The organism is Streptomyces asoensis (genome assembly GCF_013085465.1).
GTDB lineage: Bacteria > Actinomycetota > Actinomycetes > Streptomycetales > Streptomycetaceae > Streptomyces > Streptomyces cacaoi_A.
In genome coordinates this window covers 8,377,011-8,389,429 of sequence record NZ_CP049838.1, presented here as the reverse complement: position 1 = coordinate 8,389,429, position 12,419 = coordinate 8,377,011, and the positions used below count along the sequence as shown (strand labels likewise).

At 72.5% G+C, this 12,419-nt stretch carries 9 protein-coding genes; 6 read left to right on the top strand and 3 right to left on the bottom strand.

Annotated elements, in window-relative coordinates:
• Positions 1 to 157 precede the first annotated feature (157 nt).
• A complete protein-coding gene (locus G9272_RS37435; protein ID WP_171400654.1) occupies positions 158 to 772 on the bottom strand; it encodes a TetR/AcrR family transcriptional regulator in 615 nt (204 codons plus the stop codon).
• Positions 773 to 992: 220 nt separating this feature from the next.
• On the opposite strand from G9272_RS37435, the gene G9272_RS37430 reads away from it, so the two are divergent.
• Positions 993 to 1,790, top strand: a complete 798-nt coding sequence (locus G9272_RS37430; RefSeq protein ID WP_171400653.1) for a phosphatase PAP2 family protein — start codon at positions 993 to 995, stop codon at positions 1,788 to 1,790.
• Positions 1,787 to 2,734: a hypothetical protein gene (locus tag G9272_RS37425; protein ID WP_171400652.1), complete on the top strand. Its 948-nt coding sequence runs from the start codon at positions 1,787 to 1,789 to the stop codon at positions 2,732 to 2,734. Before G9272_RS37430 ends, G9272_RS37425 begins: the two co-directional genes overlap by 4 nt.
• Before the next feature lie 54 nt (positions 2,735 to 2,788).
• Here G9272_RS37425 and G9272_RS37420 read toward each other — a convergent pair whose 3' ends face one another.
• Together G9272_RS37420 and G9272_RS37415 are read right to left on the bottom strand one after the other, a co-directional pair.
• Positions 2,789 to 3,607, bottom strand: coding sequence for a phospholipid scramblase-related protein (locus tag G9272_RS37420; protein ID WP_171400651.1), 819 nt, complete (start codon positions 3,605 to 3,607; stop codon positions 2,789 to 2,791).
• 91 nt (positions 3,608 to 3,698) lie between these two features.
• On the bottom strand, positions 3,699 to 5,753 hold the full coding sequence (locus G9272_RS37415; protein WP_171400650.1) for a phosphocholine-specific phospholipase C: 2,055 nt from the start codon (positions 5,751 to 5,753) through the stop codon (positions 3,699 to 3,701).
• Positions 5,754 to 6,243: 490 nt separating this feature from the next.
• Between G9272_RS37415 and G9272_RS37410 the strand changes: the two genes are divergently transcribed.
• The 4 genes from G9272_RS37410 to G9272_RS37395 all read left to right on the top strand — a co-directional run bounded on the left by G9272_RS37410 (position 6,244) and on the right by G9272_RS37395 (position 12,357).
• Positions 6,244 to 6,768, top strand: coding sequence for a hypothetical protein (locus G9272_RS37410; RefSeq protein WP_171400649.1), 525 nt, complete (start codon positions 6,244 to 6,246; stop codon positions 6,766 to 6,768).
• A 410-nt stretch (positions 6,769 to 7,178) separates the two neighbouring features.
• Entirely contained in the window at positions 7,179 to 9,314 is a 2,136-nt protein-coding gene (locus tag G9272_RS37405) for a hypothetical protein (protein ID WP_171400648.1), read from the top strand.
• A 119-nt stretch (positions 9,315 to 9,433) separates the two neighbouring features.
• A complete protein-coding gene (gene pelF / locus G9272_RS37400; RefSeq protein ID WP_171400647.1) occupies positions 9,434 to 10,942 on the top strand; it encodes a GT4 family glycosyltransferase PelF in 1,509 nt (502 codons plus the stop codon).
• Entirely contained in the window at positions 10,939 to 12,357 is a 1,419-nt protein-coding gene (locus tag G9272_RS37395; RefSeq protein ID WP_171400646.1) for a hypothetical protein, read from the top strand. The genes pelF and G9272_RS37395 overlap by 4 nt, the downstream gene beginning before the upstream one ends.
• Positions 12,358 to 12,419 lie beyond the last annotated feature (62 nt).

The following is a 12,419-nucleotide window of genomic DNA, read 5'->3' as shown; positions in this document are numbered from 1 at the left end:
CGCCGCCCCCGTCCCCACGGTGCGGCGCGAGACAGGTCACCGTCCAGTCATCCCGTGGACGGCGGCCTGAGCCATGTGCTGATCTCTGTGTCGGTCTCTGTGTCGGTCTCTGCGTCGGTCGCTGTGTCGGTCGCTGTGTCGGTCGCTGTGTCGCTCTCTAGGTGAGGCCGAGCGCCGGCAGCACGGCGGCCTCCACGAAGCGGACCAGGTACTCCTGGTCGGCGTACTCCCCGTCGACGACGGGACGGGCGCGGATCACGCCGAACATCTGCGCCGGGACGTACTCCAGCGCCGGGTGATCGCGGGCGATCTCGCCGCGTTCGACCCCGCGCCGCAGGATCTCCCGCAGCGCCTCGATCTCGGGGGCGACGATCGCCTCCCGCAGCGCCAGCGCGAGGTCCTGGTCACCGGTGACGGCGTGACCCAGCGCCTGAAGCAGCTTGGTGTCGTGCGTGGACCAGCGGCCGGTGGCCCGCGCGGCCTCGCGCAGGTCCTCGGCGAGCGAGCCGGTGTCGATGCCGGTGAGCCGGGCCTGGCGGCGGGAGCGCAGGGCGGCCACGACGAACTGGGGCTTGGTCTTCCACTGCCGGTAGAGCGTGGACTTGCTGCACCGGGTGCTCGCGGCGATGCCCTCCATGGTGACGGCTTCGTAACCGCATTCACGGACCTGGTCGAGAACGGCGTCGAAGAACTCCTGCTCACGCTCGGGCGTGAGCTTGGAGCGGCTCGTGGCGGCGACCGACTCGGGTCCGTCCGCTGCCTGCGACGTCATCCGCCGTCCCCTCTTCTCTTCCGTCTCTGGAGCTTGCCTCGAGGCCCCTGCGAGAGCCTCTGTCCAGTGTGGCGCACATCAATCGATACGCCAGTGTACCGGTACGCACGCGTATCGGTACACTGGCGTATCGGTACGACATCGTATCGATGGTGTATGCACGAGTCACGAGCGCGGCAGCACCACCCACACGCACCACCGTCAGTGAAGGGGCCGGGGGATGAATGCCCGCACCGAGCCTGGGGAAGCGGAGCCGGTCACGCCGGCGCGGCCGCCCATAGTCCGAGAGCTCCTGCTGGTCGCAGGACTCTTCCTCGTCTACAAGCTCGGCCGGCAGCTGGCCGCCGGCCACACCGGCGAGGCCTTCCGCAACGCACACGACGTGTGGCACGTCGAACGCCTGCTCCGGCTGCCCCAGGAAGGCTCCGTGCAGGCCCTGCTGCTGCACGGCGACTCCCTGGCCGAGGTCGCGAACACCTACTACGCGACCGTGCACTTCCCCGCCACCCTGGCCTTCCTGGTCTGGCTGTACCTGCGGCGCCCGGCCCACTACGTGTGGGCCCGCCGGGTGCTGGCCGCGGTCACCGCCGCCGCCCTGGTGCTGCATCTCGCCCTTCCGCTCGCCCCGCCGCGGATGCTGGCGGCGACGGGGCTGGTCGACACCGCGCGCGTGTACGGTCCGTCGGTGTACGGCCCGCCGCAGACGGACCATCTGTCGAACCAGTTCGCGGCGATGCCCTCGCTGCACTTCGGCTGGGCCCTGATGGTCGCGATCGGCCTCGTCGTCGCCACCCGGTCGCGGTGGCGGTGGCTGTGGCTGCTGCATCCGCTGCTGACCCCGCTGGTGATCGTGGGCACGGCGAACCACTACTGGCTCGACGCGATCGCGGCGGGCGCGCTGCTCGGCCTCGCGCTCGCGCTGATCCACGCCCCCCGGCGCACGGCCACGACGGCGGGACGCGGTACGCGCACCCTCGTCCCGGCCGAGGAGCCGGTCCTCGTGGGAGCGGGCCGATGAACGCCACCCTGGTCGCCGTCGTCCTGTCCCTCTTCTCGGCCGTCGCCTACGCGGCCGCCGCCGTCGCCCAGGAACGGCTGGCCTCCCGGCACCCCGGCACGGGTCTGCTGCGTCTGCTCGGCAACGGCGCCTGGTGGGGGTCGGTGGGGCTGAACGCCGCCGCCGCGCTGCTGCACGTGGTCGCCCTCAAGTACGGACCGCTCACCGTGGTGCAGCCGCTCGGCGCACTGACCCTGGTCGCGGCGGTGCCGATGGGCGCGCGGGTCGCCGGGCGCAAGGTCCGCGCCGCCGAGTGGCGGGGCACCGCCTTCACCCTGGCCGGCCTGGCCGCGATCCTGGTCACCGCGTCGGGTCCGGCTCCGGAGGACGTCCTGAGCGTGCCGGAGGCGGTGGCGGTGGCCGGAGCGACGGCGGCGCTCATCGGGCTGCTGGCCCGGCGCGGCGCCAAGCCGGGACTGCGGCACGCGACCGCGTCCGGCTTCGCCTCGGGAGTCGCCTCGGCGCTCACCCAGACCGTGACGGTGGCCGCGACGGACCGTTCGGGCCCGCTGCTCGGCGTGCAGGTGATCGGGGTGGCGCTGCTGGTCGCGGCCTTCGCGACGGCCGGGCTGCTGCTGTCGCAGACCGCCTACCGCGGTGGCCTCGGCGCACCGCTGGCGATGGTGACCCTGGCGAACCCGGTGGCCGCCGCGGCGATCGGCCTCGCGCTCCTGGGCGAACGCCTCCAGGGCGGGGCGGCGGGTGTGCTCCTGGCGCTGGCGGGAGCGGGCATCGCGGGCTGGGGTGTGGTGCTGCTGTCCCGGGCCGCGCCGGAACCCGGTGCCGTCGAGGACGAGGATCACCCCGTGGCGGCGGTGCTGGCCCTGAGCCCGGAGACGGCGTCGGCCGAACCGGCGCTGCTGCCCCGGCCGACGACCGGGCCGGAGCACCTCACCCCTCTGTGACCCGGTGCGGACAGGGTGGCACCCCGGGGAGTGCCACCCTGTCCGCGAAGGGCGTCAGCCCAGACCGCGCGCGTCCTGCTTGAGCGCGGTGTCCACGGTCAGGGCCGTGGCGACGACCAGGCTCAGCAGCGGCTCGGGCAACTGGTAGTGGACCTGGAGGACGTAGTTGTCCGCCGTGGTGAACATCGTCTTGGCGAGGCCTTCCCAGGTCTTGGTGATCCGGGCGACCTCGTTGTCGGCGTGGTCGACGATCGCGAAGTTCCAGGCCCGCCAGTTCTCCGCCTTGATCGCGCCGACCTGCCGGCCGTCCGCGTTGATGGCGAAGTTGATCTTCCCGAAGACGTTCTGCTGGACGATCTCACCGACCGGCTGCCCGTCGGGGCGCGTCACGACCACCCGCGACTTGAGGAACTTCGCGGGACGCGTCAGCAGCAGCACCGGCTGTCCGTGGACGTCGCGGATCTCCAGCTTGTGCGTCAGGTACTGGTCGATGCTGACGACGAAGCGCAGGATCTTGCGCAGCGCGCTCTGGCCGACCTGGACGACCGAGCCGAGCTGACCGCCCTGCTGGTCCATGACCTTGTACTCGTTGGTCAGTTCGATCAGCTTGGCCTTCTGGTTCACCACCAGCACCGGCTCGCTGAAGAGCGTGCCGCCGCCGGGGCCGCTCGCCGCGACCCCGGCCTGCTGCTGCACCTGGTGCTGGACCCGCCCGTCCGGCCCCGCCTGCTGGGGCACCTGCGGCGCGGGCCGACCCTTGCCGTCCGCGTGGGTGTGCTCGGTCCACTGGGTGCCGTCCCAGTAACGCAGGATCCGGTCCGCCCCGTGCGGGTCCGGATACCAGCCTGAAGGTGTGTTCGAATGCGTGGTCACCGGGGCACATTACCCCGAGCCCGCAGGGACCTGACCAGCCCCCACGATGCGGTGTTCACCGCGCATTTACCGTGGCAGCGGCCCAAGCGGGTCACTCCGTGACGATCGCCGGGTCGCTCACGCCGGGGCGGCCGTTCTCGACGTGTCCGGCGAACCGCCTGAGGAACGCCGGGTCGGCGCCGGACGTGACGGTGAGGTCGTACCACCGGCGGCTCGCCCGCAGGTCCAGGGTGCGCTTGAGCGATCCGCCGGGCCGCAGTTCGACGGTCGTGGGCCGCCCTCCGTAGCCGTCGGCCACCTTCAGCTCCACCGCGCCGTAGCCCCGGTGGGTGAAGGTCAGTTCGAGACCGTCGTCGACGTGCCGGGCGGTCACCTCGGCCCCGGCCGCCTTGCCCGCCCCCTTGAAGACGCGCAGGAATCCGTTCGGGCCGTGCACGGTCAGGTCGTGCGAGCCGCCCGAGTACGCCGAGTTCCAGGTGTCGGAGACGGTCGCGCCCGCCCCGGTGGTGTAGCTCCACGGTCCGTCGGCGCGGTTGCCGGAGGTGACCAGGAAGGCGGCGCCGGCCTTGGCCCCGGAGGCGAAGGCGAGGGTGAGGGTCCCCGCGGTCGGGTCCACCGAACCGTGCACGGCGGGCGCGTACGTGAGCGGGCGGGTGGGCCGCGAGCCGCGCTCCTGCTTCGGCAGGACGGGGCGGGCCGGCGGGATGGGCACGTAGTCCGGGTGGCGGTCCTTGTCCGGGGGCTCGTAGCCGTCGGTGTCCGGCAGGGCGACCGGCCGGGTGTCCGCGCGGGAGAAGTCGAACGCGGAGGTCAGATCGCCGCACACCGCGCGCCGCCACGGCGAGATGTTCGGCTCGTGGACACCGAAGCGGCGCTCCATGAACCGGATGACCGAGGTGTGGTCGAGCGTCTCGGAGCAGACGTAACCGCCCTTGCTCCAGGGCGAGACGACGAGCATGGGCACCCGCTGGCCGAGCCCGTAGGGGCCGGCGGTGTGGCCGCTGTCGCCCTTGAAGACGTCGAGTCCCACGTCGACCGTCGAGCGGCCCTGCGCGGCCGAGGCCGGCGGGAACGGCGGGAGCAGGTGGTCGAAGAAGCCGTCGTTCTCGTCGTAGGTGACGAACAGCGCCGTCTTCGCCCACACCTTCGGGTCGGAGGTGAGCGCGTCGAGGACCTGGGCGACGTACCAGGCGCCGTAGTTCGCGGGCCAGTTGGGGTGCTCGGTGAAGGCCTCGGGGGCGACGATCCAGGAGATCTGCGGCAGCCTGCCGCCCCTGACGTCCGCCTTCAGCTGCTCGAAGTACCCCTCGCCCGTGCGGGCGTCGGTACCGGTGCGCGCCTTGTCGTACAGCGGGTCGCCGGGCTGGGCGTTCTGGTACTGCTTGAAGTAGAGCAGCGAGTTGTCGCCGTAGTTGCCGCGGTAGGCGTCCTGGATCCAGCCCCAGCTGCCCTTCGCGTCCAGGCCGTCGCCGACGTCCTGGTAGATCTTCCAGGAGACGCCGGCCCGCTCCAGGCGCTCGGGGTACGTCGTCCAGCTGTAGCCGGCCTCGTCGTTGCCGAGGACCGGGCCGCCGCCCTTGCCGTCGTTGCCGGTGTGTCCGGTCCACAGGTAGTAGCGGTTGGGGTCGGTGGAGCCGATGAAGGAGCAGTGGTAGGCGTCGCAGACGGTGAAGGTGTCGGCGAGCGCGTAGTGGAAGGGGATGTCCTCGCGGGTCAGGTACGCCATCGTCGTGGCGCTCTTGGCGGGCACCCACTTGTCGTACCTGCCGCCGTCGAAGGCGGCATGGCCGTCGTTCCAGCCGTGCGGGAGGTCCTGGATGAAGGCGAGACCCAGGTCGTCGGCGTCCGGGTGGAACGGGAGGACGTCCTTGCCGGCGCCGTCCGCCTGGTGCCAGACCGACTTGCCGTTCGGGAGGGTGACCGGACGCGGGTCGCCGAAGCCCCTGACACCGCGCAGCTTGCCGAAGTAGTGGTCGAAGGAGCGGTTCTCCTGCATCAGGACGACGATGTGCTCGACATCCTCGATCGACCCCGTGCGGTGGTTCGCGGGCAGCGCGGCGGCACGTTCGATGCTGCCGGACAGAGCGGTGAACGCCGTGGTGGCGCCCGCGAGTTGAAGGAATCTGCGCCGGTTGACTTCGGGCATGGGTGAGGCACCTCTCGTACGGAAGGGGCTGCGCCTGCCGGTTCGTGACGCAATGCGCGCGCAAGGAGTGTTCCAAGGGCACCGAACGTCAGGGAAGGCCCGGATGACGCCGGTGTGAAAGTCGACGGTACGAGGGGTGTGCGACGGGCCAAGAGATCCCCAAGCCGCTCCGGACCGCCGACTCGGGGCCGGAAATCGGCGGTTGGCCGGGAACCCGCGCTACGCGCGTCCGCCGGGCGGCACGGAGGACGGCCCGGTACGACCGTTACGCGCCAAACCGTCCCGGCGCACCACCGAGCCGTCCGGCCCCTCGCGAGACATCCGATCCGTTGCGTCACACTGCCGTTACCGTGTGCTGACACAAGGCTCCTGACACGCCCACAGGTTCGTCACAGCGCCCTCACCCGGCACACACTTCCGGCCGAACGGCGGGCCGGCCGCCTCCGACGGGGCAGACGTCGCCAACGGGGCCTGCCTAGCCTCCCGGGCCATGCGATCACCTCTGATGAGACGCCTCGGCCTCACCGCGATCCTCGCCCTCGTCCTCGCCGTCTTCGGCCTGGCCCCCGGTGCGAGCGCGGCTCCCGCGACGGCCGAGCTGACGTTCGCCACCGACAGCGCCACCACCACGCCCGGCGGCACGGTGAACCTGTCGATGACGATCACCAACAACCACACCTACGACATCTGGTTCGTGTACCAGACGATCGACCCGACGTGGCTGACCACCCAGCGCCCCGACCTGAAGTACAGCTTCACCGGATGCAGCCTGGCCACGACCGCGGGCGCCACCCCCTGTTCCGGGACCGGTCCCGCCAATCTCGGCGCCAACTACGGGGCCACCGTCCCGCCCGGGCAGAGCCGCACCGTCACCCTGACGCTCCAGGTCGCCACCGACTCCGGCTGCAACGGCAACATCGGTTTCTACTCGTACTTCTACGCCGAGTTCAGCGACAGCACGAACCTCAGCGGCGGGCCGGTCTACACGCCCGAGACGCGCGTGCTCTGCGCCTGACAGCCGCCCGCGGCCGAGTTCGACCGTGGCGAGAGTGACCTGAAACCGGCCTGCGACCAGGCACGGACCACGGTATGGACCACTGACGGTGCGCCCGGCGGGCCCCAGCGGCTCGCCGGTGCGCCGCCAGGCCCCCGGACCAGCACACGGAGCCCGGGGGCCCAACCCGCCCCGCGTACCCCGTTGATGACGGAACGCCCAATTCGGTTCCGTTTCCGGCTTGTTGGACACCTATACTTTTCCGTCATGTTTCGCAACATGACCACGAAAGCTACACAGAGACCTCACTATGTTGACGCGACGGATGCGACGACGACTGGCTTCTGAGGGGGACGCCGGCGCCGCGCAAGGGGGTGCGTCCGCTCTGGCGGAGCCGTGATCACCCCTGCCCGGGGAGGGGACTTCACCGCATGAAGCGGACCACACGCACCACCGTGCTCACGGTGGGCGCGCTCATCGCCGCGCTGGGCCTGCCGGCCGGAGCGGCCCAGGCCGACGACACCGCCCCCCGCATCGACCTGCGGGTACTCGTGGTGAGCGACGGCGGACCGGCCACCGACGCCATCGCGGCGGAGCTGACCGCGGCCGGTACGCCGTACACGGAGGTCGACCTCACGCAGGCCGGCCGGCCCGTGATCGACGCCGGATTCCTCGCGGACACGGTGGACGGCCGGCCGCGTGCCAAGTTCCAGGCGGTCGTACTGCCCAACGACAACCCGTTCGCGGCCGGCTCCACCGAGATGACGGCGCTCGCGGCCTACGAGCAGACGTACGCCGTTCCCCAGGTCGACGCCTACACCTACGCGCGTCCGGAAGCCGGTCTCCAGTACCCGGTGTACGGCGGCTACTCGGGCAGTGTCGACGGCGTGCAGGCCGGGGTGACCGCCGCCGGCCAGGCGGGCCCGTTCGGATATCTCGACGGGGCGGTGCCCTTCGAGGACAACGACCCGGCCGTCGGCGAGAGTTACGCCTACCTCTCGACTCCCGCGGCGGGCGCGGACTTCACGTCGTACGTCGACGCACCGATCCCCGGGCAGTCGACGCGGGGCTCGCTGGTGGGCGAGTACCGGCACGACGGGCGGCGCGAGCTCGTCGTCACGTTCGTCTACAACCAGTACCAGCAGCAGTTCCGGCTGCTGGCCCGCGGCATCGTCGAGTGGATGACCGGCGGTGTGCACCTCGGCGCCTCCCGCAACTACTTCGCCGTGCACGTGGACGACGTGTTCGCCGCCGACGACCGCTGGAACTCCACCCTCAACTGCACACCCGGCGACGTCGACTGCACCGACCCGAACGCCACCCCCGACCCGATCCGCATGACGGCCGCGGACGTCGACTACGCCACCGCCTGGCAGACCGGCCACGACTTCACCCTCGACCTGGCCTACAACGGCGCCGGCAGCGTGGACCAGCGCGAGGACAACAACGGCGTCGACGCGCTCGCGGACAAGCTGATCGCGGACCGGAACAAGTTCCGCTGGATCAACCACACCTACACACACGCCTTCCTGGGCTGTGTGCAGGACACCGCGGTGGTGCCGTGGAAGTGCGCCACCAACGCCGACGGCTCCACCCGGTGGGTCAGCCGGACGGAGATATCCGACGAGATCGCGAACAACCGCGTCTTCGGGCAGACGGCCGGACTCCCCCTGGCCGACGACGAGTTGGTGACCGGCGAGCACTCGGGGCTGAAGGTGCTGCCGCAGCAGCCGACGGACAACCCCAACCTGGCCCTCGCCCTCACCGACAACGGCATCGGCTGGACCGGCTCGGACAACTCCCGTGACCCCGGCCCGCGTCAGGTCGGCTCCGCCACGACCGTGCCGCGCTATCCGATGAACGTCTTCTACAACGCGGGCCACGCGGCCGAGCAGGTCGACGAGTACAACTGGATCTACACCAGCCGCGCCCAGGGCGGCAGCGGCATCTGCGAGGACAACCCGGCCACCACCACCTGCCTCGCGGCGCCGCTGGACACCACCACCGGCTACGCCGACCACATCGTCCCGCTGGAGACGAAGATCGCCCTCGGGCATGTGCTGTCCAACGACCCCAAGCCGCACTTCATCCACCAGTCGAACCTGGCCGAGGACCGCATCGCCTACCCGGTGCTGAACGGTGTCCTGGACGGCTACGACGCGCTGTTCGCGGCCGACACCCCCGTGGTGAACCTGCGGATGAAGGACGTCGGCACCGAGCTGAAGCGCCGGGCCGCCTGGGCGGCCGCCCTCCAGGCCGGCTCGGTCACCGCCTACCGCATCGGTGACGTCGTCACCGTCGAGGCCCCCGCCGGGGTGGATGTGACCGCGACCGTGCCCACCGGCACCACACTGGCCGGCTCCGCCTTCGGGACCGCGTACGCGGGCGGGGCGTCCGGCTGGACGCCGTCCGCGGGCAGCGCGCTCGGTCTCACCCTGCCGGCGGCCGCGGCGGCTCCGGCCGCCGACGCCTCCGGCACCGCCACGGTCACGGTCACGGCCCCGGCGCCCGACACCCGTCTCCCCGCGGGCGTCACCGAGCAGGTCCCGTACACCGCGGACAACTGAGCGGCGCACCGACCCAGGGACCGACCGGCCGCGGTGCGCGGCCGGACCCCACCGGTGGGCCCCGACCCAGGGGCCCACCGGGCACGAACCACCCCACACCTCGGCCGTGGAGCCCATCGATGCACGTTCACGACGACGCGCGACGCCTCGGCGCAACGCGCGTCACCCTGCTCACCGAAGGCACCTATCCCCACAGTCACGGCGGCGTGAGTGTCTGGTGCGACCAGCTCGTCCAGGGCATGCCCGACATCGACTTCGACGTCATCGCCGTCACCGGCACCGGGCGCGAACCCGTCGTCTGGGAGCTGCCCGCCCATGTCTCGGGCGTCCTGTCCGTCCCCATGTGGGGCGCTCCGCCGGAAGGGCGGGCACCCCGGGGGCGGGCCCGGGGTCGACTGGCCGCCGCCTACGAACAGTTCCTGACCGCGCTGCTCGACCCGAGCGCCGAGGACGGGTTCGCTCCCGCCCTGTACGCGATGGCGCGGGCCGCGGCGGACGGGGCGCTGAGCCCGTTCCTGCGCGGCGACCGGGCCATCTCGATCCTGACCTCGGTGTGGAACCGGCCGGGCCTGGCCGTGCGCGAGGCCGGACCGACCCTGCACGACGCGGTGACCGCGACCGCCCTGCTGGAGCACGCCCTGCGTCCGCTGGCGGCACCGGCGCCGCGGACGGGGGTGGCGCACGCGGTCAGCGGCGGGGTCGCCGTCCTGCCGGGGCTCGCCGCGCTCGAACGGGACGGTGTGCCGCTGCTGCTGACCGAGCACGGCGTATATCTGCGGGAACGTTACCTCGGCTACCGCACCGCCCCTTACCGCTGGCCGGTGAAGTCGGTCGTCCTCGGCTTCTTCCGGCTGCTGGCGCAGGAGAGCTACCGCCGGGCCGCCCTGATCACCCCGGGCAACCGCTACAACCGGCTGTGGGAGGAGGAGGGCGGTGCCGACCCGGAGTCGATCCGCACGGTCTACAACGGTGTGGACCCGGCCGCCTTCCCGCCGGCCGGCCCCGAGCCCGAGGTGCTCACGCTCACCTGGGCGGGCCGGGTCGACCCGATCAAGGACCTGGAGACCCTGATCCGCGCCTTCTCCCTGGTCCGGGCGCAACTCCCCGACGTGCGGCTGCGATTGTTCGGCGGCACCCCGCGCGGCGGAGAGGCCTACCGGGAACGGTGCGAGGCGCTGGCGGCCGAGCTCGGGCACGCGGACGCCGTGACCTTCGAGGGCCGCGTGGACGACATCAAGGACGCCTACGCGGCCGGGAACGTCGTGATGCTGTCCAGCATCAGTGAGGGCTTCCCGTTCACGCTGATCGAAGCCATGTCGTGCGGACGGGCGACCGTCTCCACCGACGTGGGCGGGGTTCGGGAGGCCGTCGGCGACACCGGCCTCGTGGTGCCGCCGCGTGATCCGGCCGCGATGGCGCGGGCCGCGCTGGAACTGCTGGGCGCCGCGGAACGGCGGCGGGCGATGGGCGAGGCGGCGCGGCTGCGGGTGATCGAGCAGTTCACCCTGCGGCAGACGATCGACACGTTCCGCTCCATCTATCTCGAACTGCCCACGCTGGAGCGGGAGTCCGAGGTCGTGGCAGCCGTGCCCGAGACGCTCGCACCGGTCGGGACGGTGGCCGGATGAGCGGGCCGATATCCCTCGAACCGGGCGGCGCCGAACAGGACACGCTGGCGCTGCGGCTGGCCGACACCCGTCCGCCGCGCCGCCGCCCGCGCTGGGCCTTCGACGACGCCACCCTCGCGATCCGGCTGCCCCTGCGCGGCCCCGACGAGGAGGCGGTCAGCCGGCTCGCCGCCGAACTCGCCGACCGGGTCGGACCCGCCGTCCACCCGTACGAGGTGGCGGCGCTGCTGGAGGCGGAGGGTCTGTCCGCCGCTCTGATCAAGGAGCGGTACGGCCACCCGAGCCTCTTCTCGCTGGCCGCCGCGCTGTACGAACAGGTACCCCGCACCTTCCCCGAGCCCGCGCGGGCCGCCGACCCCTGGCGTCCGGACACGGTGCGCTGTCTGCTGCGGGGGGTGCTGTTCGCCCTGCCGGGCCTCGCCTACCTGCTCACCGCCCCGCTGTGGGACGCGGGCCGGTACACCCCGGTACTGATCGTGGCGGGCCTCCTCTCCTGGGCCTGGGGGCAGGCGCTCGGCCACCGCGCCCATCTGCGGATGGCGACCGGACGGCGGGAGGCGGCCCGTACGCTGCTGATCGGCGCGCCCCTGGGTGCGGTGGTGGCCACGGCGGCCGCGGCGGTGCCCGCCGGGGGCGGCCCGGTCACCCTGGTCGCGGCCGCGCAGTCGCTGTACCTGGCGGCCGCGGGGGTCCTGCTCGTGCTGGCCCGCGAGCGGCTGCTGCTGGCCGCGCTGACCCCGCTGATCGCCGGTACCGTCGTACTGCCGTGGTGGGAGCCGGGTTCCCTGCTGCGGGCCGGGCTGCCGCTGCTGGCGCTGCTGGCCACCCTCGCCGTCACCGGTCGGGTGCTGCTGGTCGCGCTGGGCGTCCCCGCGGTGCCCGGCGCGACCCGGCCGCGCCTGCTGTGGTCCCTGCCGTACGGCCTGTTCGGTCTCGCGGCCGGGGTGCTGGTGCTGCTGGAAGGAGACCGGGAGCCCTACGCGGTGATCGTGCTGACGGTGAGCATGGGGCCTGCGGAGTGGCTGCTGTACCGCTACCGCGGGCTGTCGGTCGCCGCGCTGCGCGCCACCGCCACCCCCGCCGGGTTCCTGCTGCGCTCGGCCGGCATCCTCGGCCTCTGTCTGCTCGCCTATCTGCTGCCCCTGGTGCCCGCGGCCCTGTACACCGGCGCCGAACCGGCCGCTCTGCTGTTCCTCGCGGCCGCCCTGTGGACCGCGCTCCTGCTCCAGGCGTTCGGCGCGGCCTGGCCGTCGGCCGGCATCTCGCTCGCCGCCGCCGCGGGAGCCGGGGCGGTCACGCTCTTCGGCCTGCCGCCCGGTCCGGCCCCGGCGCTGACCCTGTGCTGCGGCGCCGCCGCGCTGTGTCTGTCGGCGTGCGCGCTGCGGCTGCTCGGCCGCCCGGCGCCGCACGCCTGAGCACCCGCCTCCCCCGGGCGGCCCCGCCGCCCGGTTCCCCGCTCGTCGCACCCCCTACTTTC

Excerpts from the sequence above, each read along its gene's own strand:
- G9272_RS37435 (WP_171400654.1), bottom strand. The coding sequence starts at position 772 with ATGACGTCGCAGGCAGCGGACGGACCCGAGTCGGTCGCCGCCACGAGC.
- G9272_RS37425 (WP_171400652.1), top strand. The coding sequence starts at position 1,787 with ATGAACGCCACCCTGGTCGCCGTCGTCCTGTCCCTCTTCTCGGCCGTC.
- G9272_RS37410 (WP_171400649.1), top strand. The coding sequence starts at position 6,244 with ATGCGATCACCTCTGATGAGACGCCTCGGCCTCACCGCGATCCTCGCC.
- G9272_RS37430 (WP_171400653.1), top strand. The coding sequence starts at position 993 with ATGAATGCCCGCACCGAGCCTGGGGAAGCGGAGCCGGTCACGCCGGCG.
- G9272_RS37395 (WP_171400646.1), top strand. The coding sequence starts at position 10,939 with ATGAGCGGGCCGATATCCCTCGAACCGGGCGGCGCCGAACAGGACACG.
- G9272_RS37405 (WP_171400648.1), top strand. The coding sequence starts at position 7,179 with ATGAAGCGGACCACACGCACCACCGTGCTCACGGTGGGCGCGCTCATC.
- pelF (WP_171400647.1), top strand. The coding sequence starts at position 9,434 with ATGCACGTTCACGACGACGCGCGACGCCTCGGCGCAACGCGCGTCACC.
- G9272_RS37415 (WP_171400650.1), bottom strand. The coding sequence starts at position 5,753 with ATGCCCGAAGTCAACCGGCGCAGATTCCTTCAACTCGCGGGCGCCACC.